18 protein-coding genes and 1 pseudogene are annotated in these 22,190 nt (G+C 64.9%); 5 read left to right on the top strand and 14 right to left on the bottom strand.

From position 1 onward, the window contains the following. Positions 1-335: 335 nt before the first annotated feature. Genes P6U30_RS36040 through cyoA form a run of 7 tightly spaced genes read right to left on the bottom strand, consistent with a single transcriptional unit; the run spans position 336 to position 7,246 of the window. Positions 336-878, bottom strand: coding sequence for a response regulator transcription factor (locus P6U30_RS36040; RefSeq protein ID WP_407167395.1), 543 nt, complete (start codon positions 876-878; stop codon positions 336-338). Further along, entirely contained in the window at positions 862-2,199 is a 1,338-nt protein-coding gene (locus P6U30_RS36035; protein ID WP_407167394.1) for an ATP-binding protein, read from the bottom strand. Before P6U30_RS36035 ends, P6U30_RS36040 begins: the two co-directional genes overlap by 17 nt. A gap of 25 nt (positions 2,200-2,224) precedes the next feature. Continuing rightward, entirely contained in the window at positions 2,225-3,019 is a 795-nt protein-coding gene (locus P6U30_RS36030) for an SURF1 family protein (RefSeq protein ID WP_407167393.1), read from the bottom strand. Between the two features lie 26 nt (positions 3,020-3,045). Further along, the gene (gene cyoD, locus P6U30_RS36025; protein WP_407167392.1) at positions 3,046-3,438 is read right to left on the bottom strand and encodes a cytochrome o ubiquinol oxidase subunit IV; all 393 of its coding nucleotides are present in this window, start codon (positions 3,436-3,438) and stop codon (positions 3,046-3,048) included. Next, entirely contained in the window at positions 3,435-4,064 is a 630-nt protein-coding gene (cyoC, locus tag P6U30_RS36020) for a cytochrome o ubiquinol oxidase subunit III (protein WP_407149197.1), read from the bottom strand. Before cyoC ends, cyoD begins: the two co-directional genes overlap by 4 nt. Beyond that, positions 4,061-6,070, bottom strand: a complete 2,010-nt coding sequence (cyoB, locus tag P6U30_RS36015; protein WP_407167391.1) for a cytochrome o ubiquinol oxidase subunit I — start codon at positions 6,068-6,070, stop codon at positions 4,061-4,063. Before cyoB ends, cyoC begins: the two co-directional genes overlap by 4 nt. A 9-nt stretch (positions 6,071-6,079) precedes the next feature. Beyond that, positions 6,080-7,246 carry a ubiquinol oxidase subunit II gene (gene cyoA, locus P6U30_RS36010; protein WP_407167390.1) on the bottom strand — a complete coding sequence of 389 codons (1,167 nt, stop codon included), beginning with the start codon at positions 7,244-7,246 and terminating at the stop codon, positions 6,080-6,082. A 190-nt stretch (positions 7,247-7,436) separates the two neighbouring features. Between cyoA and P6U30_RS36005 the strand changes: the two genes are divergently transcribed. Then, on the top strand, positions 7,437-8,729 hold the full coding sequence (locus P6U30_RS36005; protein WP_407170626.1) for an MFS transporter: 1,293 nt from the start codon (positions 7,437-7,439) through the stop codon (positions 8,727-8,729). A gap of 260 nt (positions 8,730-8,989) precedes the next feature. Here the strand turns inward: P6U30_RS36005 and P6U30_RS36000 are convergent, their stop codons facing one another. From P6U30_RS36000 to P6U30_RS35990, 3 genes are all read right to left on the bottom strand, one after another. Further along, entirely contained in the window at positions 8,990-9,781 is a 792-nt protein-coding gene (locus P6U30_RS36000; RefSeq protein WP_407167389.1) for a transporter, read from the bottom strand. A gap of 372 nt (positions 9,782-10,153) precedes the next feature. Beyond that, positions 10,154-11,569: a M48 family metalloprotease gene (locus tag P6U30_RS35995; protein WP_407170625.1), complete on the bottom strand. Its 1,416-nt coding sequence runs from the start codon at positions 11,567-11,569 to the stop codon at positions 10,154-10,156. Between the two features lie 141 nt (positions 11,570-11,710). Next, positions 11,711-12,481: a thermonuclease family protein gene (locus P6U30_RS35990; RefSeq protein ID WP_407167388.1), complete on the bottom strand. Its 771-nt coding sequence runs from the start codon at positions 12,479-12,481 to the stop codon at positions 11,711-11,713. Between the two features lie 169 nt (positions 12,482-12,650). Between P6U30_RS35990 and P6U30_RS35985 the strand changes: the two genes are divergently transcribed. From P6U30_RS35985 to P6U30_RS35970, 4 genes are all read left to right on the top strand, one after another. Next, positions 12,651-13,856 carry an ABC transporter substrate-binding protein gene (locus tag P6U30_RS35985; protein ID WP_407149192.1) on the top strand — a complete coding sequence of 402 codons (1,206 nt, stop codon included), beginning with the start codon at positions 12,651-12,653 and terminating at the stop codon, positions 13,854-13,856. Positions 13,857-13,990: 134 nt separating this feature from the next. Next, on the top strand, positions 13,991-14,785 hold the full coding sequence (locus tag P6U30_RS35980) for an enoyl-CoA hydratase (protein WP_407167387.1): 795 nt from the start codon (positions 13,991-13,993) through the stop codon (positions 14,783-14,785). Between the two features lie 3 nt (positions 14,786-14,788). After that, entirely contained in the window at positions 14,789-15,538 is a 750-nt protein-coding gene (locus tag P6U30_RS35975; RefSeq protein WP_407167386.1) for a hypothetical protein, read from the top strand. A gap of 447 nt (positions 15,539-15,985) precedes the next feature. Then, positions 15,986-18,100, top strand: a complete 2,115-nt coding sequence (locus P6U30_RS35970) for an acetate--CoA ligase family protein (RefSeq protein WP_407167385.1) — start codon at positions 15,986-15,988, stop codon at positions 18,098-18,100. 218 nt (positions 18,101-18,318) lie between these two features. On the opposite strand, the pseudogene P6U30_RS35965 reads toward P6U30_RS35970, so the two are convergent. From P6U30_RS35965 to P6U30_RS35950, 4 genes and pseudogenes are all read right to left on the bottom strand, one after another. Further along, positions 18,319-18,417 (bottom strand): annotated as a pseudogene (locus P6U30_RS35965) (enoyl-CoA hydratase/isomerase family protein); the annotation flags it as partial. 389 nt (positions 18,418-18,806) lie between these two features. Then, entirely contained in the window at positions 18,807-19,889 is a 1,083-nt protein-coding gene (locus P6U30_RS35960) for an IS4 family transposase (RefSeq protein WP_407167384.1), read from the bottom strand. Positions 19,890-20,008: 119 nt separating this feature from the next. Next, positions 20,009-20,809, bottom strand: coding sequence for an enoyl-CoA hydratase/isomerase family protein (locus tag P6U30_RS35955; protein WP_407167383.1), 801 nt, complete (start codon positions 20,807-20,809; stop codon positions 20,009-20,011). 201 nt (positions 20,810-21,010) lie between these two features. Next, a complete protein-coding gene (locus P6U30_RS35950; protein WP_407167382.1) occupies positions 21,011-22,171 on the bottom strand; it encodes an acyl-CoA dehydrogenase family protein in 1,161 nt (386 codons plus the stop codon). Positions 22,172-22,190 lie beyond the last annotated feature (19 nt).

The raw sequence follows: 22,190 nt of genomic DNA, 5'->3' as shown, positions 1-22,190 counted from the left end.
TTGCCACAGAATTCAGACGGAAGGCCCGGTCGAAAGACCGGGCCTTTTGTTTTTCCAGCGGACGTAAGGTCTTCTCACCATCCGGCACTGCTCAGCTCTCCCGGCCGACGGTAGGACTATCGCATATGCCGCTTTGGGCGGCTGCGCACGTACTCGGCCTCGTGGTTCGAGACGCGCCGCAAGCGGCGCTCCTCACCATGAGGGTCTACCATTGTGCCGCAACACAAGACCTCATCCTGAGGAGCCCGCCAAAGGCGGGCGTCTCGAAGGATGGCCGCAGGGCGCTTTTCTCCCAAAATGCAAATTACGCTACCGTCGACTACGCCGGGCCGCAGCTACTTCACCCGCTGCTTCTCGAGCTTGCGCGCCAGGGTGCGGCGATGCATGCCGAGGCGACGGGCGGTTTCGGAGATGTTGAAATCGGTCTCGATCAGGGTCTGATGGATGCGCTCCCATTCCAGCGTCTTGATCGAGGTGGGACGCGCGCCGACCTCGATGTCGGCGTTGCCGGCCGCCTTCTGGAACGCGGCCTCGATGTCGTCGGTGTTGGACGGCTTGGCCAGATAGTGGCAGGCGCCGAGCTTGATAGCCTCCACTGCGGTGGCGATGCTGGCGAACCCGGTCAGCACCACGATCAGCATCTCCGGATCGTGCCCGTGCAGCGCTTCCACGCAGGCAAGACCGGAGGCGCCGCCGGCGAGCTTGAGGTCGACCACGGCATAGCCGGGCGATTGCTGCTCCAGCAGATGGCGGACTTCGTCGAGCGAGGCCGCGACGACGACGCCGTAGCCGCGGCGCTCGAACGAACGTTTGAGCGTGCGGGCAAAGCCGGCGTCGTCCTCGACGATCAGAAGCTGGCGTTCATCCGTCAAGCTCATCTCCGATCACGAGTGTCGAGAGCGGAAGCTCGAGCCTGACCGCGGCGCCGATATCGGGCCGGTTGCGCGCCGTCACCACGCCGCCAAGCTTGCGCACGACATTGACCACCAGGAACAGGCCGAGGCCGCTGCCGGGGCTGCCTTTGGTCGATTGATAGGGCTTGCCGACGTTCGGGAGCATCTCGCGCGGAAAGCCGGGGCCGCGGTCGGTCACCGACAGCACCAGGGTGTCGTCCTTGCGCTCCGCCATCAGTTCGATCCAGTCGCGCGAAACCTCGGCGGCATTGTCCAGCACATTGAAGATCGCCTGCTTGAGCGCGATGTCGGACACGATCGGCAGATCGGCGCCGAACGCATTGCGGAAGTACAGCGTGGCCGAGGGCCGCGTCGTCCGCCATTCCTCCACCAGCGCGGTCAGGAAGGCCGCGACCGTGGTCGGCGCGGAGCCTTCGCCGCGCGCCTCGCCTGCCGACAGCAGGATGCCCGTCACGATCGATTTGCAGCGCTGCAGCGACGTCTCCATCTCGCCGAGGTCCTGCGACAGTTCGGGGTCGGAGGCGAGCGCGGGCATCCGGCGCCAGTCGCTCAGGATGACCGAGAGCGAGGCGAGCGGCGTGCCGAGCTCGTGCGCGGCCCCGGAGGCGAGCAGGCCCATCCGCACGATATGATCCTGCTCGGCGGCATGCTGGCGCAGCGCGGCGAGGTGCGCATCGCGGTCGCGCAGGTTGCGGTTGATGCGGGTCACGAACACCACGAGCAGCACAGCGTCGAGCACGAGGCCGATGAACGTGCCGGCGATGTACCGGCTGAACGCATCGCCAAATCCTTCCCGCGGCAGCGCCAGCGGCTCGTAATAGCCGGTCAGCCAGGCGTAGCTCATACAGACCAGCGCCACCAGCGACCAGGTCGACGGGGCGTCGAGCAGCACCGCGCCGAGCGTCACCTGCAGCAGATAGAGCGACGTGAACGGATTGGTGGCGCCGCCGCTGAGATAGAGCAAGGTTGTCAGCGCCGCCACGTCGAGTGCCAGCGCGATCAGCAGCTCGCGGTTGTTGATGTCGGCGCGGTAGCGCACCCAGAGCAGGCTGACGAGGTTGAGCGCCACCAGGCCGCAGATCACGCCTGCCATCGGCAACAGCGGCAGGTCGATGCCCATCCAGAACTGGACGAAGGCGATGGTGGCGATCTGGCCGATCACCGCCGTCCAGCGCAACTGGATCAGCAGCGCCATGTTCTTGCGATTGGTCGCAGCGTCGGTCGGCGACGGCGCGGTGAGATCGAATGCCAGGCCGCCGGCCGCGCTGCCGGCAGGCGGCGTCATGGCATTTTCTGCCGCCGTTTCGTCGTCATGCGGATCCGATGTGCGCTCGAGCATCTGGGCCTGGGTTGCGAGACAGGTTGCGTGCTGCGCCGATCAGGCGGCGCACGGCGGCGCGTCGGGGATCGGAGCCGCCGGCGCGACCCCTGCCGCGCACAGCGCGCAGCAGTGCAACCGCCAGCATAAAGGCGAGCGTGAACCATGTCAGCGCGTAAATCAGGTGGCTGTTATGAAACCGCACCACGGTCAGTCCGCCGACCGGGTAACCGCCGAGATTCGGAGTGGCGTCGGCATCGATGAAGAAGGGCGCGACCTGCGACAATCCGTGCGTAGCCGCGATCGCGGCGACATCGCGCGAATACCAGCGGCCGGCCGTCGGGTCGTTGCTGCGCAGAAAGCCGCCCTTCGGTTCCGACATCCGCAGGAGGCCGGTGACGCTCACCACGTCTTGCGGAGCGCCTTCGCGCCGTGTCGCGGGATCGCGCTTCTCGGCGGGCACAAAGCCGCGATTGACCAGCACGGTGGTTCCGTCGGCGCTTCGCAGCGGGGTCAGCACCCAGAAGCCGGGACCGTCGTCGGTCACGGCCTGGACCAAGGTTTCGTCCGCATGCAGGAAGGTGCCGGTCACGGTGACGCGGCGGTATTCATCACCGGCGGCCGTCACGGCGGGCCACGAGGAGGCGGCCGGCAGCGGAGCGGGGGTAGCGTGAATGCGCTGCTCGACCCGCTCGATCAGCGCCAGCTTCCAGGCCCTGCGTTCGATCTGCCAGACCCCGAGCGCGGTCAGCAGCGCCACGCCCAGCATGCCGAGCGTGAGGAGCAATACGGAGGGCCTGGACGACCGCATCGTCACGGCATCTGGCTCATGTCGTGCATCGGCATCATGTTGGTGTTGAGGTGATGCATGACCCACAGCGATCCGGTCAGCGCGATTACCACCATGATGACCGTGAAGATCAGCGCCATCATGGTCCAGCCGTTCTCGGACCGGGTGTTCATGTGCAGGAAGTAGATCATGTGCACCACGATCTGCACCGCGGCGAGCAACAGCACGATCAGCGCGGTGACTTGCTTGTCCGCGATCGCGCCGGTCATCACCAGCCAGAACGGCACCGCGGTGAGGACGACGGAGAGACCGAAGCCGATCAGGTAGCTCGAAAGCGTGCCGTGCGCCGCCGCGTCATGGGCGTGGTGGCCGTGATCTCCGGCGTTGGATCGCAGGGCGTGAGAGTCTGAGGTCATCGCAGCATTCCCAGGAGGTAGACGAAAGTGAAGACGCCGATCCAGACCACGTCCAGGAAGTGCCAGAACATGGAGAGGCACATCAGACGGCGCCGGTTGGCCTCGATCAGGCCGAAACGCGCGACCTGCACCATCAGCGTCGTCAGCCAGACCAGGCCGAAGGTGACGTGCAGGCCGTGGGTGCCGACCAGCGTGAAGAACGACGACAGGAAGGCGCTGCGCTGCGGCGTCGCGCCCTCATGGATCATGTGCGCGAACTCGGTGAGCTCGATGCCGAGGAACGCGAGGCCGAACAGTCCTGTGATCGCGAGCCAGGCCTGCGTCGCGCCGATCTTCGATTTCTCCATCGTCAGCATGGCGAAGCCGTAGGTGATCGAGGAGAGCAGCAGCATCGTCGTGTTGAGCGCGACGAGATTGAGATCGAACAGATCCTTCGGTGCAGGACCGGCGGCGTAGTTGCCGCCGAGCACACCGAAGGTCGCGAACAGGATCGCAAAGATCAGGCAGTCGCTCATCAGGTAGATCCAGAAGCCCAGCATGGTGCTGGCGCCTTCCGGATGCGCGTGCTCGTCGATGACGTGGAAGACCGGTTCGGAATTCTGCGTGGAGACGGTTGCTACAGTCATGACTTGGCTCCCGCGGCAAGCAAATGCGTCCGCGTGTCTTCGACCCGACTCACTTCATCCGCCGGGATGTTGAAGTCGCGGTGATAGTTGAAGGTGTGGCCGATCGCGACCGCGAGCAGCCCAATGAAGCTGACGGCAGCAAGCCACCAGATGTACCAGATCAGGCCGAATCCCATCACCGTCGCGAGGCCGGCGAGGATGATGCCGGTTCCGGTATTGGAGGGCATGTGGATCGGCTTGAAGCCGGACAGCGGACGCTTGTAGCCGCGACGCTTCATGTCCCACCACGCGTCGTTGTCGTAGACGACGGGCGTGAAGGCGAAGTTGTAGCTCGGCGGCGGCGACGACGTGGCCCATTCCAGCGTGCGTCCGTTCCAGGGATCGCCGGTGACGTCGCGGAGCTGCTCGCGCTTCAAGAAGCTCACCGCGAACTGCACCAGCATCGAGACGATGCCGAGCAGGATCAGGAATGCGCCGATGCCCGCGATGATAAACCAGATTTGCAGGCTCGGATCGTCGAACACGCGCAGGCGGCGGGTGACGCCCATCAGGCCGAGCACATAGAGCGGCATGAAGGCGACATAGAAACCCGTAACCCAGAACCAGAACGACAGCTTGCCCCAGAATGGATCGAGCTTGAAGCCGAACGCCTTCGGGAACCAGTAGTTGATGCCGGCGAACAGGCCGAACAGCACGCCGCCGATGATCACGTTGTGGAAGTGCGCGACCAGGAACAGGCTGTTATGCAGCACGAAGTCGGCCGGCGGCACCGCGAGCAGCACGCCGGTCATTCCGCCGATCACGAAGGTCAGCATGAACGCCACCGTCCACATCATCGGCAGCTCGAAGCGGATTCGGCCGCGATACATCGTGAACAGCCAGTTGAACATCTTCGCGCCCGTCGGGATCGAGATGATCATGGTTGTGATGCCGAAGAACGAGTTCACGCTGGCGCCGGAGCCCATCGTGAAGAAGTGGTGCAGCCAGACCAGGTAGGACAGGATGGTGATGACGACGGTGGCGTAGACCATCGAGGTATAGCCGAACAGCCGCTTGCCCGAGAACGTCGCGGTCACCTCGGAGAAGATGCCGAACGCCGGCAGCACCAGGATGTAGACCTCGGGATGGCCCCAGATCCAGATCAGGTTCACGTACATCATCGGGCTGCCGCCGAAGTCGTTGGTGAAGAAATTGGTGCCGACGTAGCGGTCGAGCGACAGCAGCACCAGCACGGCCGTCAGCACCGGGAAGGAGGCGACGATCAGGACGTTGGTGCAGAGCGTGGTCCAGGTGAAGACGGGCATCTTCATCATCGTCATGCCCGGGGCGCGCAGCTTGACGATGGTGCAGATCAGGTTGATGCCCGATAGCGTCGTGCCGACGCCTGCGACCTGGAGGCCCCATATGTAGTAGTCGACGCCGACGTCAGGACTGTAGCCGATATTCGACAGCGGCGGATAGGCGAGCCAGCCGGTGCGGGCGAACTCGCCGACGAACAGCGAGGCCATCACCAGCACCGCGCCGCCGACCGTCATCCAGAAGCTGAAATTGTTCAGGAACGGGAAGGAGACGTCGCGGGCGCCGATCTGCAGCGGCATGATGTAGTTCATCAGGCCCGTCACCAGCGGCATCGCCACGAAGAAGATCATGATCACGCCGTGCGCGGTGAACACCTGATCGTAGTGATGCGCGGGGAGGTAGCCCTCGGAGCCGCCAAAGGCGATCGCCTGCTGCAGGCGCATCATCAGCGCGTCGGCGAAGCCGCGCAGCAGCATCACGATGCCGAGGATCATATACATGATGCCGATGCGCTTGTGATCGACGGTGGTGAACCACTCGCGCCACAGATAGCCCCACAGCCGGAAATAGGTGACGGCGGCGAACAGCGCGAGGCCGCCGGTCGCGACCACCGCGAAGGTGCCGACCAGGATCGGCTCGTGCAGCGGCAGCGCGTCCAGATTGAGGCGGCCGAAGATCGCCTTGATGATTTCAGGATTGTTGAACATGCGGCCCTCTTAGGACTCTGATTTCGGACGCTGGCCAAACAGCAGCGACGTCGATGACGGATGGGCGGGAGAGAATGGCGGACGCTTCATGCCGACGCCGCGCAGCGGGGTCATGTCCGACGGCGCGAAGATCTCGCGCGACGGCGTGTCCTTCAGCTCGTCGATCGAGCAGATGCCGGCGACGAAGGTCGGCTGGTTGCCGAGCGGCGCGCCGCGCCTCGCGTATTTGTCGTAGGTCAGCGGCAGCGTGTTGTTGAGACCCTCGCGGCCGAGGCCACCCTTGGCGTCGATCGCCATCATTTCGCTCACGCACATCTTGCCGGTCTCGACGCACATGTTGAGGATCGCCTTGTAGAGGTCGCGATCGACCGAGCCGTAGAGACGAACGGGCTCATTCTGGCTCGGGCGCTCGAGCTGCAAATAGTCGCTGCGGCCGAGCATGTTGCTGCTGGCCTTGGCGTTGGTGATCCACTTGTCGAAATCGGAGGCGGAGAGGCTCTTGAACGCGAAGTGCATGCCGGAGAAGCCGGCGCCGCTGTAGTTGGCGGAGAAGCCCCTGAAGGTGCCCTGCTCGTTGGCGACGGCGTGCAGTTTCGTCTCCATGCCGGGCATGGCGTAGATCTGGCCGGCGAGTGCGGGGATGTAGAAGGAGTTCATCACGGAGGAGGCCGTGATGCGGAAGCGGATCGGGCGATCGACCGGAGCGGCGAGCTCGTTGACGGCGGCGACGCCGTAGTCGGGGTAGATGAACAGCCACTTCCAGTCGAGCGCGACCACCTCGACATTGAGCGGCGCGTCCTTGCTCTCGATCGCTTTGCCGGCATCGATGCGGCCAAGCGTGCGGTAGGGATCGAGCAGATGGGTGCCCATCCAGGTCAGCGCACCCAGGCAAACGATGATGAGCAGCGGCGCCGACCAGATCACCAGCTCGAGCTGGGTCGAGTGATCCCATTCCGGCTCGTAGGGCACGGCGGTGTTGGATTGGCGGTAGCGCCAGGCAAAGAACACCGTCAGCGCCATCACCGGCAGGACGATCAGCAGCATCAAAACGGTGGAGATCACGACGAGGTCGCGCTGCTGGGCGGCGACGTCGCCGGCGGGCGCCAGGACGACGAAATCGCACCCGCCGAGCAGGGCCACAAACGGCAATAAGGCCAACAATTTCAAGGCGCGCACAGCTTACCCCGCTGGAATTTTATGAGTTCCGCCAAGGGGTAGCTGCGATGCAACAAAACGGACATTGGACAATTTGTCCAATGTTGCACTGCGAGATAGGGCGCGAAACAGTCGAATGGACCGCATGGCAAAGTCTGCCCGCGGCCTCACTCCAAGGACGGTTCACGGCGCGATGGCACAGGCCCCAGCAATGGCTCACGGCAACCCGGCGACTTCTTCAGGTCACGGGCATGCAAAACCCGGCGAAATCGCCATCGGCGTCATCATCGGGCGCACCTCGGAATTCTTCGACTTCTTCGTCTACGCGATCGCCTCGGTGATCGTATTTCCGAAGCTGGTGTTCCCGTTCGTCAACGAGCTGACCGGCACCCTTTATTCCTTCGGGCTGTTTGCGCTCGCCTTCGCCGCCCGCCCGCTCGGCACCGTTATCTTCATGGCGGTCGACCGCCGCCACGGCAAGGGCGCCAAGCTCATCATCGCGCTGTTTCTGCTCGGCACGGCCACGGTGGCGCTCGCGTTCCTGCCCGGCTACAGCGAGATCGGCGTGGCGGCGATCTGGCTGCTCGCTGCGGCGCGGGTCGCGCAGGGTATCGCCTGGGGCGGCGCCTGGGACGGCCTCGCCTCGCTGCTTGCGATGAATGCGCCGGCGCGACATCGCGGCTGGTTCGCGATGGTGCCGCAGCTCGGCGCGCCGCTCGGGTTGATCGTGGCGAGCGCGCTGTTCGCCTTCTTTGCCGGCAACCTGTCGGCGGAGGACTTCTTCGACTGGGGCTGGCGCTATCCGTTCTTCGTCGCCTTCGCCATCAACGTCGTGGCGCTGTTCGCGCGGCTGCGCATGGTGGGAACGGATGAATATTCCGAACTGTTCGAAAGCCGCGACCTGCAGCCGGCACCGGTCGGCGAGACGGTGAGGCAGGAGGGCCGCCATATCCTGCTCGGCGCCTTCGCGCCGCTGGCGAGCTTTGCCCTGTTCCACATGGTGACGGTGTTTCCGCTGTCCTGGGTGTTCCTGTTCACCAAGGAAAGCCCGGTGCGCTTCCTGATCATCGAGATGATCGGCGCGATGGTCGGCGTCGCCGCGATCGTCGCCTCCGGCATGATCGCCGACCGGGTCGGCCGCAAGCCGCTGCTGCTCGGCTCGGCGATCGCGATCGCGGTGTATAGCGGCTTCGCCCCGCAACTGCTCGACGCCGGCCCGCTCGGCGAGACGGTGTACATGGTGCTCGGCTTCGTGCTGCTCGGTCTCTCCTTCGGGCAGTCCTCGGGCGCGATCGCGTCCAGCTTCGCGCGGGCCTATCGCTACACGGCCTCCGCGCTGACGTCGGATTTGGCCTGGCTGTTCGGCGCCGGCTTCGCCCCGCTCGCGGCGCTGTTGCTGGCAACCCATTTCGGGCTGATCTCGGCGGGCGCCTACCTGTTGTCGGGCGCAGTCTGGACTTTGCTCGCGCTGTGGCTGAGCGGCCTGCGCGAAGCCGAGGGGTGAACTTTGTAGCCTGGATGGAGCGAAGCGAAATCCAGGACCGCTCTCACCGCGGACGGACTTGTCCCGGATTGCGCTGCGCTCTATCCGGGCTCTTCTCCTTCCCCCTGAAAGGGGGAAGGTCGGGATGGGGGTCAGCCGCTGGCGACACTGTATGCGGAGAGAGAAGATCCCCACCCGCCTTGCTCTTGCGAGCAAAGCGACCTCCCCTTTTCAAGGGGAGGTGAGAATGCGCAGATCGGCCGATACATCCATCTACATCCTCACCGAAACAATCCGTCGACGCGGAACGAATATCCCACGCCGATAATATAGCTCGGTGAATTGCGGTTGAGGCCGAACGCGACATGGATGTCGAGCTGCTGCGTCGGCGTCACATGATACATCCCGCCGGAGTTGATGAGCTGGGTCGGCCGTGCGCCATCGGGATAGTCGCCGACATATTCGGTGAAGACGCTCACTCGCTCCGTCAGCTTGCGCTCGATCACGAAGGTCGTCTCGCTGATGTGCCGTCCCGTCCGCTCGGCGGGACGGACAAATTCGGTGAACATGCCGCTGACGCCCCAGCCGTCATGCAGCTCCCATGACCACGGCAATTGGATATACGGCTGAGCGCCGCGCCCGGCGATGTCGGCTGCACCGGTCGGCAGCGCGACGCCGGCCGTGATCGACAGGTCGATTTTGCCGGGCACCGGACTGATCTGCCATTTCACCGCCGGGGTGACATCCGAGAAGCCCGACACGGCGGGCGATTTCAAACGGCCAGAGTAGCTTGGCAGGTCGACCAGGATCTCGAGGCAGCGCGCAATGCCCAGCCGCCACCGGCTGTTGCTGCCGTCGATGGTGCGGCCGCCGTCACGCGAGGTCAGGTTGACGCCGTTCTCGTTCTGCAAACTGCCGGCCGGCACGACGATACTCGAATTGGTAACGTCGGGCCGGTCGGTCGCGATGTCGTCGCTCGCCTTGGGGCAGCTATCCGCGCGTGCGGCGGAGGCTGCCGCAACTGCGAGCACAGCGAGCATGCGAGCGACGGCGCCGAGGCGATTGAGAAACACTGGGGATGCTCCAATGGCGCGGCGCGGCTGCGGAGGTGGCAGCTCCGATATGGATCGGCGGGCGCGTACGGATATTCCCGGCTGGCTGGGAAAAAACTTGGAGTGCGGCCGGCGGGTACGCATTATCATCTGACGCGCAACTATTACGGCCGCTGCGATGACTAGAGCATTTTCAGTTCTGATTGAATCAGAACCGAAGCTCTAGATTCTTGTCTTGATGCGTTTTCTTCACGCGAACCGATGTCCACTTCGCTCGAAAACGCTCTGAAGGTCCGTGTAGCCCGGATGGAGCGAAGCGCAATCCGGGATGGTCCGTCTGCGGTTACAGCGGTCCCGGATTTCGCTGGCGCTCCATCCGGGCGACGTGGCGCCTCAATCCACCACGATCTTGACGCGGTCGCGCGGCTTCACCTGCGCGTGAGCGTCGAGCCCGTTCAGCACGCGGAAACGTTCGGCCGGGTGATCGACGCCGGCCATGCGGTGCGACAGCGATTCCACCGTGTCGCCCGGCTGCACGTTGATGACCTTGATGCGCAGCGGGCGTGCGGCCTGGATCTCCTCGAGCGTCAGGCGGCGGAACGAATTGACGGTCTCGCGCGCATTGCGTTCGCTCTCGGTGGTCTTCTGCTTGGCGGCGAAGATGAAGCGGTAGACGTCGGTGCCGAAGCGCAGCGCGTACACCTTGAACTGCCACTGGTCGCCATGGGCCGTGGCGGAGGCCGCCGGAAAGCCGTTGATGTTGAGGTCTTCGGTCGAGGACTTCTCGACGCCTTCCATCCAGCCGGAATTGAGATAGTCGCCGAGCGACTGCTCGGCCGGCACCCGCACGACGTCGAAGCGCATCGCCTGGCTGCCGCCCTCGCGCACGCCGATCACGGCCTGCGCGGTGTTGTCGAGCGTGAAGTTGTCGGGTGCCGTAAAGGTGAAGCCGAGCTTGGGATGCAGGAAGCGGCGGCCGCGCACGAAGCCTTCGCTCGGGTCCTCGCCGTAGACGATGTTGTCGATCGCGGCGAGATAGGCGTCGCGGTCGCGGTCATTGCTCTCGGGCGAGGTGTATTGTCGCGCGATTGCCTGGGCATTGGCGACGCGCTCGGGCGTTGCCGGATGCGACGACAGGAAGTCCTGCGCGCGCGGATCAAGCGCGGTCCTGCCGATCTTGAGCGCCGCGTTGCGCTCCATCGCGCTCAGGAATCGCGAGGCGCCATAGGGATCGAAATGCGCGCGAGCGGCGATCCCGACGCCGATGCCGTCGGCCTCGAATTCCTGCTGGCGCGAGAAGCTCGCCATCGTCAGCTTGGTCTTGGCCAGCGCCAGGGCGGTCAAATCGGGATCGTTGCTCATGTCGGTGACGACGCGCGTCACCACGGCGGCCTGCCGCGCCTGGTCCTCGCGGATCGAGGCGTGCTTGGCCAGCACATGCGCCATCTCATGGCTGAGCACGGAGGAGAGTTCGGAGGTGTCGCTGGCGAGCGCAATCAGCCCGCGCGTCACATAGAGCTGGCCGGTCGGCAGTGCGAAGGCGTTCACCGCGCCGGAATTGAGGATGGTGACCTTGTAGGCTTGGTCGGGCCGATCGGAGGCTGCAACCAGCCGATCGACGATCTTGCTGATCAGCGCCTCGAGCTTCGGATCGTCATAGGCGCCGCCATAGGAGGACAGGATGCGCTCGTGCTCGCGCTCGGTCGCGGGTGTCTGCTGCACCACGCGGTTCGGCTTCACCGGGACGGCCGCCGCCGCGGTCGGCGCGACCTGCTCGAACCGGCCGACATTGCTGCAGGCTGCGAGCATCAGCGCGGCGCAGACAAGCGGCAGCGCAGCCGCAAGGCGGCGGCCTGTCACTCCCTCACGCCGTCCTGCACGCTCTCTCAAGTCTACCGCTCGCAATCGTTGAATGAACCGGCCGGGATACGGCCTATATTGGCACGTCCCCTAATTCCCGCCGAGCACTTCAATCTGCCCCACCCGGAGCAATTCGATACGTGGCCCACGTCGCGCTTCCACCCAGCCTCGGACGCGAATCTTTCGATTTTCGAGGGACTTGGGCGCGAGCCCGGCCGCCTCAAACGCAGGGACTATGCGCTTTGAAATAGTCGCCGCAAAGTCCCGTGTCCAGTTTCGGCCGAAATTCAGATAGGTCGTGGCCCCGGCCTGTCGTACCGACAAAACTCGGCCCTCGACCACGGCAAACCGGCCGATTCCGGCCAAAATATCGCCCGGACTTTCGGCGTTTTTTATGACGGTGGCCTCGCTCCAGGTTCCCGCTCGGGCCTGTCGGGCCTCGGCCTCAGCGGCCATCAGAGCCGCCGCGCAATCCTTGTCGGTCACCTCGGGCGACACCAGCGCGAGGCCCCGCCGCAACAGTTCGCCCTGCACGGATGTGTCGGCGTCGGCCAGGAAGGCGTAGGCCGGCTGACGGCCGTAGCGGTCCGGCGTGTCGTCGCCGCCGCGCAAGATCACGTCGCGCCCGGCCAAGAGCCCGGACAAGGCTGCGCGGGCTTTTATCCCATCCGCCACCTCGATGCCGGCGAGCTTGACCTCGCGGCCGTCATCCAGCCGGAAGCTCCGTGCATCGACAACGGCCGCAACGCGGCCTTCGCCCTGGGTCTCGAAATTGCAGCCTGCGGCGTGGGCTCTGCCGCAAGCAAGCAGCGCCGCGCAGACCATGAGTGCGCGGTGAATGGGCATCGTCGGAATCCGCATCGACCATCCTTGCATCGATCGATCTTCGCACATTTCAGCCATTCCGTTCAGCGGAAAACGTGAGGTAGCTCCGCGACTTGCCGCTGTGAATGGCATGCGGCATGATCCCGCGCGCGTGAAACGGACCGGCCGCGATGGAATGCGGCGCGGGCTTCCAGGGAGGGGTTTGATGAGACGAGTTTTGGCCGGCGTGCTGGCCTGCGTGCTTGCGATTTCGGCGAATACAGCGCTGGCGCAGGAGAAGCCCCCGTTGAAGCTCGGCGGTATCCTCGACATGTCGAGCCTCTATGCCGACATCACCGGCTCCGGCAGCGAGACGGCCGCCAAGATGGCGGTGGAGGATTTTGGCGGCGAGGTGCTCGGCCGCAAGATCGAGGTCGTCGTCGGCGACCATCTCAACAAGGCCGATCTCGCCGCCAACATCGCCCGCGACATGTTCGACAACCAGCATGTCGAGATGATCTTCGATGTCGCGGCGTCCGCAACTGCGCTCGCCGCTGCCGAGATCGCCAAGGCACGCGGCAAGATCATCATGTTCAACGGGCCCGGCTCGATCCGCCTCACCAACGAGGCCTGCGGTCCCTATACCGTGCACTACGTGTTCGACACCTTCGCGCAGGCCAATGTCACCGGGCTGGCCGCGGTGAAATCCGGGCTCGACACCTGGTTCTTCCTGACCGCGGACTACGCGTTCGGCCAGGACCTGGAGAAGGACACCTCCAACGTGGTGGTGAAGTCCGGCGGCAAGGTGCTGGGCAGCGTCCGGCATCCGATCAACACCTCTGACTTCTCATCCTTCCTGCTGCAGGCGCAGGCGTCGAAGGCCAAGGTGATCGGGCTCGCCAATGCCGGCGGCGACACCATCAATGCGATCAAGCAGGCCGCGGAGTTCGGCATCAGCAAGGGCGGCCAGAAGCTGTCGCCGCTGCTCGCCTTCGTGACCGATATCGACAGCGTCGGGCTCGACACCGCGCAGGGCCTGCTGCTGGCCGAAGCCTTCTACTGGGACCTCAACGACGATACCCGCGCCTTCACCAAGCGCTTCATGGAACGCACCAAGCGGGTGCCGACCTCGGCGCAGGCCGGCGTCTACTCTTCCGTGTTGCATTACTTGCAGGCGGTGAAGGCCGCGGGCACCACCGATTCGGCTGCCGTCATGAAGCTGATGAAGGAGACCCCGATCAACGACATGTTCGCCAAGAACGGCAAGATCCGCGAGGACGGCCGCATGGTGCACGACATGTACCTGTTCGAGGTCAAGAAGCCGTCGGAGTCCAAGGGCCGCTGGGATGATTACAAGCTGCTCGCGACCGTGCCAGGCGACCAGGCGTTCCAGTCGCTGGCAGAGTCGCGCTGTCCGCTGGTGAAGAAGTGACGGAGTGACAAAGTCACGCAGTCGTTCCGGAGCGCGCGAAGCGCGAATCCGGAATCTCGAGAGTCCGGGTCTGGTCCTTCGGACCATCCCGGAATGACGCCACAACAACCAACAACAACGAGAGGCAAAACGCCATGAGCGACAATCAGATGGTTCTCCAATCCCTCGACCAGGGCCTGCTCACGATCACGATGAACCGTCCCGATCGGCGCAACGCGCTCAATCCCGACATGACGCGCGGGCTGGTGGACGCTGCCCGGCGCGCGCAGGACGATCCCGAGGTGCGCGCGGTGCTGATCAAGGGCGCCGGCGGCACGTTCTGCGTCGGCGGCGACGTCAAGTCGATGGCGGAAGGCCGCGCGCCGCTGCCGTTCGAGACCAAGATGGCGAACCTGCGCCGCGGCATGGAAGTCTCGCGCATCCTGCATCAGATGCCGAAGCCGGTGGTGGCGCAGCTCGACGGTGCGGCGGCCGGCGCCGGGCTGTCGATCGCGCTGTCCTGCGATCTCCGCGTCGCCAGCGCCTCCTGCAAGATCACGACGGCCTTCGCCAAGGTCGGCTTCTCCGGTGACTACGGCGGCACCTACTTCCTCACCAAGATGCTCGGCAGCGCCAAGGCGCGCGAGCTCTATCTGATGTCGCCGGTGCTCTCGGCACAGGAGGCCTTGGGTCTCGGCATGGTGAGCAAGGTGGTGTCAGATGCCGAGATCGATGCGGCGGCGCTCGAAGTTGCGCGGTCGCTGGCGCAGGGACCGTCGGTGGCGCTCGGATACATCAAGCGCAACATCAACAATGCCGAGACGATGTCGCTGGAAGCCTGCTTCGACGGCGAAGCGATCCATCACTCGCGCGCCGGCGAGACGGCCGACCACAAGGAAGCGGCCAAGGCCTTCGTCGAGAAGCGCAAGCCTACCTTCCAGGGGCAGTAAGCGATGGCCGAGTACATGCGGCTGCGGCAGATCTGCCTGGTGGCGCCGCAGCTCGAGCCCGTGATCTCGGACATCTCCGCGATCATGGGCCTCGACGTCTGCTACCGTGACGGCAACGTCGCGAAGTACGGCCTGGAGAATGCGCTGCTGCCGGTCGACACCATCCTTCTCGAGGTGGTCGCGCCGTTCCAGCCGGGCACGGCGGCCGGCCGTTTCCTCGAGAAGACCGGCGGCCGTGGCGGCTACATGGCGATCTTCTGTTGCGAGGATCCCGACGCGCGCGGTGCCAAGGCCAACGCGATGGGCGTGCGCACCGCCAACGTGATCACGCACGCACCCTATCACGGCGTGCAACTGCACCCGCGTGATTGCCGCGCTGCCTTCATCGAGTTCAATCATACCGACGGCAGCGACGACATTCTCGGCCCCTATCCGCCGGCCGGTCCCACCTGGCAGCAGTCGATCCGCAAGGATACCACCCTGGCGCTGACCGAGGTCGAGATGCAGAGCCCCGAACCGCAGGCGCTGGCGGAGCATTGGGGCAGGATCATCGGCATCGCCGCAACCGACACGACGCTGAAGCTGCCGAACAGCACCTTCCGCTTCGTCAAGGGTGAGGCCGAGATCATGAGCGGCCTGACGTTCAAGGTCGCGAACAAAACGAAGGTGCTGGAGGCCGCGAAGGCCAGAGGATGCGCGGTGTCGGGTGACGAGTTCCTGCTCTGCGGCGTGAGATTTAAGGTGACGACCTAGTTGGTCGTCATTGCGAGGAGCTCGCGACAAAATTGCAAAGCAATTTTGCGCTGAAGCGACGAAGCAATCCATATGCTCCGCATATGCCGCGTGCGATGGATTGCTTCGCGGAGCCTGTCATCGGGCGCGCATTCGCGCGACCCGTTGGCGGGCAATGACGGAAGATTGTAGCCCGGATGGAGCGCAGCGAAATCCGGGACCGCGCTTTGCGGAGCAGCACCCGGATTGCGCTCCGCTCCATCCGGGCCCGTTACCCCATCTACGCATCTAGAAACCGTCATCCTGAGGAGCGCGCAGCGCGTCTCGAAGGATGCATGGCCCGGCGGATGGCCGTTCATCCTTCGAGGCGGCCGCGTTGCGGCCTCCTCAGGATGACGGGGGTAGGATTGAGCTCGTTGCGGCGATCCAATATCGTGATCCACAATAAGAACAACAGGAAACGTCCCCATGCCGCATCCGCTCGATTCCTTCTTCGCACCCAAGAGCATCGCACTGATCGGAGCCTCGCGCGACCATGAGAAGATTCCGGGCCGGTTGCTCGCGATGCTGCGCAAGAACGGCTATCCGGGCAAGCTCTATCCGATCAATCCGAACTACGACGAGATCGACGGGCTGACCTGCTTCAAGTCGATCGCCGAGATCGGCGCGCCGGTCGATCTCGCGGTTATCGTCATTCCGGCCCGCGCGGTGCTGGCGGCGCTGGAGCAGTGCGCGGCCGTGGGCGTCAAGAACGCCGTCATCATCTCGTCGGGATTTGCGGAGGAGGGCGGCGACAGCGCGGCGATGCAGGATGCAATCGCGGCGCTGGCGCGACGGACCGGCATGCGGATCTCGGGCCCGAACGCCGAAGGCTTCTACAGCCAGGTGCAGAAGGTCGCCGCCACCTTCAGCCCGACCGTCGACGTCAAGCCGGATGCGCCGGATCTGGTCGCGAGCCAGCGGCGAATCGGCATCGTCGCGCAGAGCGGCGGCATCGGCTTTGCGATCTATCACCGCGCCAAGGCGCTGGGTGTCGCGCTCAGCTACGTCGTCAGCGCCGGCAATGAGAGCGATCTCGGCGCCGGCGAGTTCCTCGACTACATGGTTCAGGATCCATCCACCGATGTGATCCTGCTGTTCATCGAGGGCATCCGCGACGTCGACAAGTTCATGGCGGCGGCGAAGCGGGCGGCGGAACTCAGGAAGCCCGTGATCGTGACCAAGGTCGGCCGCTCCGGTGCCGGCGAGCGCGCCGCCGCATCGCACACCGCGAGCATGGCCGGCTGGTCGGCGGCCTATGACGCGGTGTTCGCCAAATACGGCTTCATCGTCTCCAACGACCTCGATGAGGCCGTGACGATCGCCGCTGTTCTCACCACCAGCCCAGTGCCGAAGGGCGACCGCGTCGCGGTGCTCACCGTCTCCGGTGGCGCCGGCATCTGGGGCGCCGACACGGTGTCGATGCAGGGCCTGCGCGTGCCCGAGCTCTCAACGGCGGTCCAGGGCCAGATCAAGCAGTGGATGCCGTCCTATGGCGCGGCGGGCAATCCGGTCGACGTGACCGCGCAGGGCGTCTCCAGCGGCGGCTTGCAGAAGAGCATCGAGCTGTTCGATTCGTCCGATGAAGTCGACGCGACGCTGGTGGTGCTGTCGCTGTCGAGCGAGACGCGGATGCCGTTCAAGGAGGCCGAGCTGAAGCCCGTGATCGCGGCACAACGGAAGCCGGTGGTGTTCTATTCCTATACGCTGCCGTCGCTATTCGCGAGGCGGGAGCTGGCGAAATCCGGCGTGGTGGTGCTCTCGGGGCTCACCCACGTCGGCGTCGCGATGCGGCGGCTCGCCGATTACGCGAAATTCAGGCTCGCGCCCGTGGTGGACAGCGCAGCATCGCCGGCGCGCGATCTCTCGGCACATGTGAAATCAAGGACGCTGTCCGAATTCGACAGCAAGGCGCTGCTGCGCGCGGCCGGCATCGCGCTGCCGGAAGAGGTGCTGGTCACCGAGCGCGACGGGCTCGACGCCGCACTCGCGCAGGCCGGATTTCCGCTTGTCATGAAGATCCAGTCGCCTGATATCCCGCACAAGAGCGAGGTGGGCGGCGTCCGCGTCAACATCCGGTCCAAGGGCGAGGCGTTCACGGCCTATCGCGACATGCTGGAGAGCGTGCAAGCGCACCGGCCGCAGGCCGCGATCCAGGGCGTGCTGGTCGGGCCGATGGCCAAGAAAGGCGTCGAGATCATCGTCGGCACCATGATCGACAAGACGTTCGGGCCGATGGTGATGGTCGGCCTCGGCGGCATCACCACCGAGCTGTTCAAGGATGTGGTCTATCGCCCGGCGCCGGTGAGCGCGGCGGAGGCATCGGCGATGCTGGAGACGCTGAAGGCCGTGCCGCTGCTGCAAGGATTCCGCGGCGCGCCAAAGGCGGATGTCGCACCGCTGTCGCGATTGATTTCGGAGATTTCGGTGCTGGCGGCCCGGCACGCTGGCGAGATCGCGGAGATCGAGGTCAATCCGGTGCTGGTGCACCCGGAGGGGCAGGGCGTGACCATCGTCGATGCGCTGGTGGTGCCGAGGAGATAGCGAGCTATCTCCCCAACGTCGTCCCGGCCTGCGCCGGGGCGACGTGTGGAGACAGGGGCGCCGAAGTCATCCGGTGTCGTCCCTGCGAAAGCAGGGACTCATAACCACTGAATTGGGTTGTCGAAGTAAGCTGACGCCGCTTGTGCCTCTTTCGTGGGCCGCGGCGTATGGGTCCCGGCTTTCGCCGGGACGACGTGTGGATAGGACGCCGCTTCGATGCGGCGCTCGGCGGTGGCCTTGACGCCCTCCTTGAAGTCTTCGGTGGCGCGCAGGTTGGTCTGCTCGACCAGCTCGTGGTTGCTTGCGGCGAGATCGCGGAAATCGAGGTCAATCCGGTACTGGTGCACCCGGAGCGGCAGGGCGCACCATCGTCGATGCGCTGGTGGTGCCGAGGAGATAGCGAGCTATCTCCCCAACGTCGTCCCTGCGAAAGCAGGGACCCATAACCACCGAATGTGGTTGGAGGAGCAAGCTGACGCCGCTTGTGCCTCTTTCGTGGGCCGCGGTGTATGGGTCCCGGCTTTCGCCCATAGGCGCTAAGGTAGTTGGATTGCTTGATAGCGACGCTTGTGTCTGGGCGGCTCGCGGAGGTGCCGTCGGAGCGTGGAGCGGAGTCTGCGGAGGCAAGCGATTGCGGGCTGGGGAATGATGGCTTGCCGGAGCGAAGCGACGAGCTGGTGCAGGAGTCGCCACGCCCCTGGGCGGGTCAGGCGGCGTCGGCCAAGCGGGGAGAGTCCTCGAGTTCGTCGACGAGCGGCTCGAGCAGAAGAATGATCAGCAGATGGGCAAGGATATGGGGTCTGGCGGATCGCTCGTCAGTTCCGGGCGGCCCCTTCAGGCCAATCAAGCTTTTCAGCCGCTTGAAGCCGAGCTCGATGCGCCATCGCAGCCGATAGAGGGCGAGAATGTCGGCCGTCGTGAAGTCCTTTGGTTTGAGTGAGGTCACCAGGATCACCCAATCTGCGGCGTCCAGTGTTTGGCTGGAGAGCTGATGGCCTCCCTTTTGTGCGGTCCGGCGTGCCTTGCGTCGCGCAGCCGCGGCAGCTTGCGCCGGCTTCCTGATCGCAACCAGACGCACGGCGAGCGGCGCGCCAGACTTGCGTTTTATCCAGATCGGCCGATCGATCATGCCGCCTGCCGTGGCTTTGCGCAGTTCGGCCGTGAGATCAACCAGACCACCTTCGGCATCAAGCCAACGCGCGCTCTTCCAGCCGGACCGGATCACGAAGTCCGCACCGGCATCGCGCAGACGTGCCATCCGCTCGGGCTGCAGATAGGCGCGATCGGCAAGACGGATTTCGCCGGCAACCGCCGGTATCCGATCCAGCGTCTCGCCCCCGCGCTCATCAGTCAATTCGAAGTGACCAAAACGCTCCCGCGGAAGATCGAACGCACTGTGGACGCGCCACACCGCGTTCTTGTTCCTGCCGCTCGTCCCAGCCTTGGGGACCGTCGTGGCGTCAACAATGCGGATCAGGCGACCGCGGCTCGCCTTCGGTGCGCCGCTCACAAGCGCTTGGCCTACCAGGCGCGCCAGCCAATCCCCGCATTGACGCAAGCGATACAACAGAGCCACGTTGGAGATATCGACAAGGCCCACCGAGGTTGCCCAGGCCGTTGTCAACCGCAGACCCCTCTCGCCGAGACAGTACGCAAGGATCAGACGCAGCAAATCGACTGCATTGCTAATCTCTCGCGGCCGGACAAACGCCTTCGTCTCGCGGGCGCTGACCTCCAGAGCATCGGCTCCGCCAAGCCGCGCAACAACACGCGCCCAGTCTTCGTTCACAAGCGATTCGTGTCTCATCCCATCTTGGAATCACAAGCAAACCCAACCCGCAAATCCTATTTTAGCGCCCATGGGCGAAGGCCGGGACGACCGTGTTGAGAGAGCCGCGTTTGCGCGCTTCACCGCCCCTTGAAGTTGGCGGTGCGGCGCTCGGCCGTGGCCTTGACGCCTTCCTTGAAGTCTTCGGTGGCGCGCAGCTTGGTCTGCTCGACCAGCTCATGGTTAGTTGCGGCGAGCACGCGGTCGGCGAGCCCGGCGCGCATTGTGGCGCGGGTGGACACGAGCCCGAGCGGCGAGCATTCGGCGATCTCCTGCGCGAGCTTCATCGCGGCAGCGCGCACCTGGTCCTGCGGCACCAATACGTTGGCGAGACCCCAGCGATAGGCCTCCTCGCCGGTGACGCGGCGGCTGGTGTAGAACATCAGCTCCGCATTGTTCTTGCCGATCAGCTCCGGCAGCGTCGCGGTGAGGCCGAAGCCCGGATGGAAGCCGAGCTTGGTGAAGTTCGCCGAGAACCGCGTCTCGGGGCAGGCGACGCGGAAGTCGGCCGAGACGGCAAGCCCGAGGCCGCCGCCGATGGCGGCACCATGCACAGCCGCAACGATCGGCTTCTTGTTGCGGAAAATGCGCACCGCCTGAACGTAGAGGTGGTTGATCGGCAGGTTCGAGGCCGGATCGGTCTTGGCGCGCTCCTCCTGCTCCTGGCGGGCGGGATCGCCGAAATTGGCGCCGGCGCAGAACGCCTTGCCTTGTGCTGCAAGCACCGAAGAACGGATCTCGATGTTGTTGTCGAACTCCTCCAGCGCGTCGGCAATCTGATTGATCAGCGAGACGTCGAAGAAGTTCAGCGGAGGTTTCCGGATTTCGATCAGGCCGACATGGCCGTGGGTCTCGACGCCGATATCAGTGTACTTGGTCATATGTTGTCTCCGTAAGGCTTCAATCTCTCGGCGCAAAAGGTGCCACCTCTCCCAATGGGAGAGGTCGATTTGCGCCAGCAAATCGGGTGAGGGGATGTGCGCTATCGAGGGACCGTAATCCCTCACCCGGCGCTGCGCGCCGACCTCTCCCTCCGGGAGAGGTGAAGTGCGCAGGCGGTGGGATCACCGGTCTCATCGGCATTAGCGCAGGCCCAGGCCGCGGGCGATGATGCCGCGCAGCACCTCGGTGGTGCCGCCCTGGATCGTCAGCTTGGGCGCGGTCTTGATGGCGAAGTCGAGCTGCTTTTCCAGCGTCTCGCGGTTGCTGGCGGTCTCCTCGACGAAGGCGGCAAGATCACGGACGCGATGCGGGAGCTGCTGCTCCCACACCGTGCCGATGTCCTTCACGATGGAGGCTTCCACCACGGGCTCCTTGCCGGCCTGCAACATGCCGGCGACCGACACCGACATGCGGCGCATGGTGTGAACCTGCGCCACCAGGCGTCCGATGCCTTCCGCGCTGCGGGTGTCCGGGTTCTTGCCGACGGCGCGCACCAGCTCGGTCAGCACATAGTAGGTCTCGAGGAAGCGCTCGGGGCCGCTGCGTTCATAGGCGAGCTCGCTCGTCGCCTGCTTCCAGGCGCCGTCGATCTCGCCGAGCACATGATCGTCGGGCACAAAGTAGTCGGTGAACACCACCTCGTTGAATTCGCGCTGTCCGGTGATCTGGCCGATCGGGTTCACCTGGATGCCCGGCTGCTTCATCTTGACCAGGAACTGGGTCAGGCCGTGGCGGCGGTTCTCCTTGGTCGGCGGCGAGGTGCGGAACAGCGCGATCATGTAGTCGGCGATATGCGCCGACGAGGTCCAGATCTTGGTGCCGTTGATCAGATAGCCGCCGTCGGTCTTGGTCGCGCGGGTCTTCGCCGCGAACAGGTCGGAGCCGGAGTTCGGCTCGCTCATGCCGATGGCGAAGCAGAGCTCGCCGCGGCAGATCCGCGGCAGGATATCCATCTTGATGTGCTCGGGCGCGTATTTCAGCAGCACCGGCCCGCTCTGGCGGTCGGCGACGAAGAAGCGCCGGGTCGGCGCGTTCGCGATCCGCATCTCCTCGGTCACCACATAGCGTTCGAGGAACGAGCGTTCCTGGCCGCCATATTTCTTCGGCCAGGTCATGCCGAGCCAGCCCTTGGCGCCGACACGGCGGGAGAACTCCGGCGCGTCATTGTCCTCCCGGTTGGGCGCGTGGGGGTCGAAGGTGCCGGCGGCGATTTCCTCGGCGAGGAAGGCGCGCACCTCCTTGCGGAGCTGCTCGCACTTTTCCGGCAGACGGATCGGATCGAAACGAAGGGCTGCGGTCATGTGATGTCTCTAATGTCCG

The organism is Bradyrhizobium sp. ORS 111 (assembly GCF_045571485.1).
Classification (GTDB): Bacteria; Pseudomonadota; Alphaproteobacteria; order Rhizobiales; family Xanthobacteraceae; genus Bradyrhizobium.
This window is presented reverse-complemented; position numbering and strand designations above follow the sequence as displayed.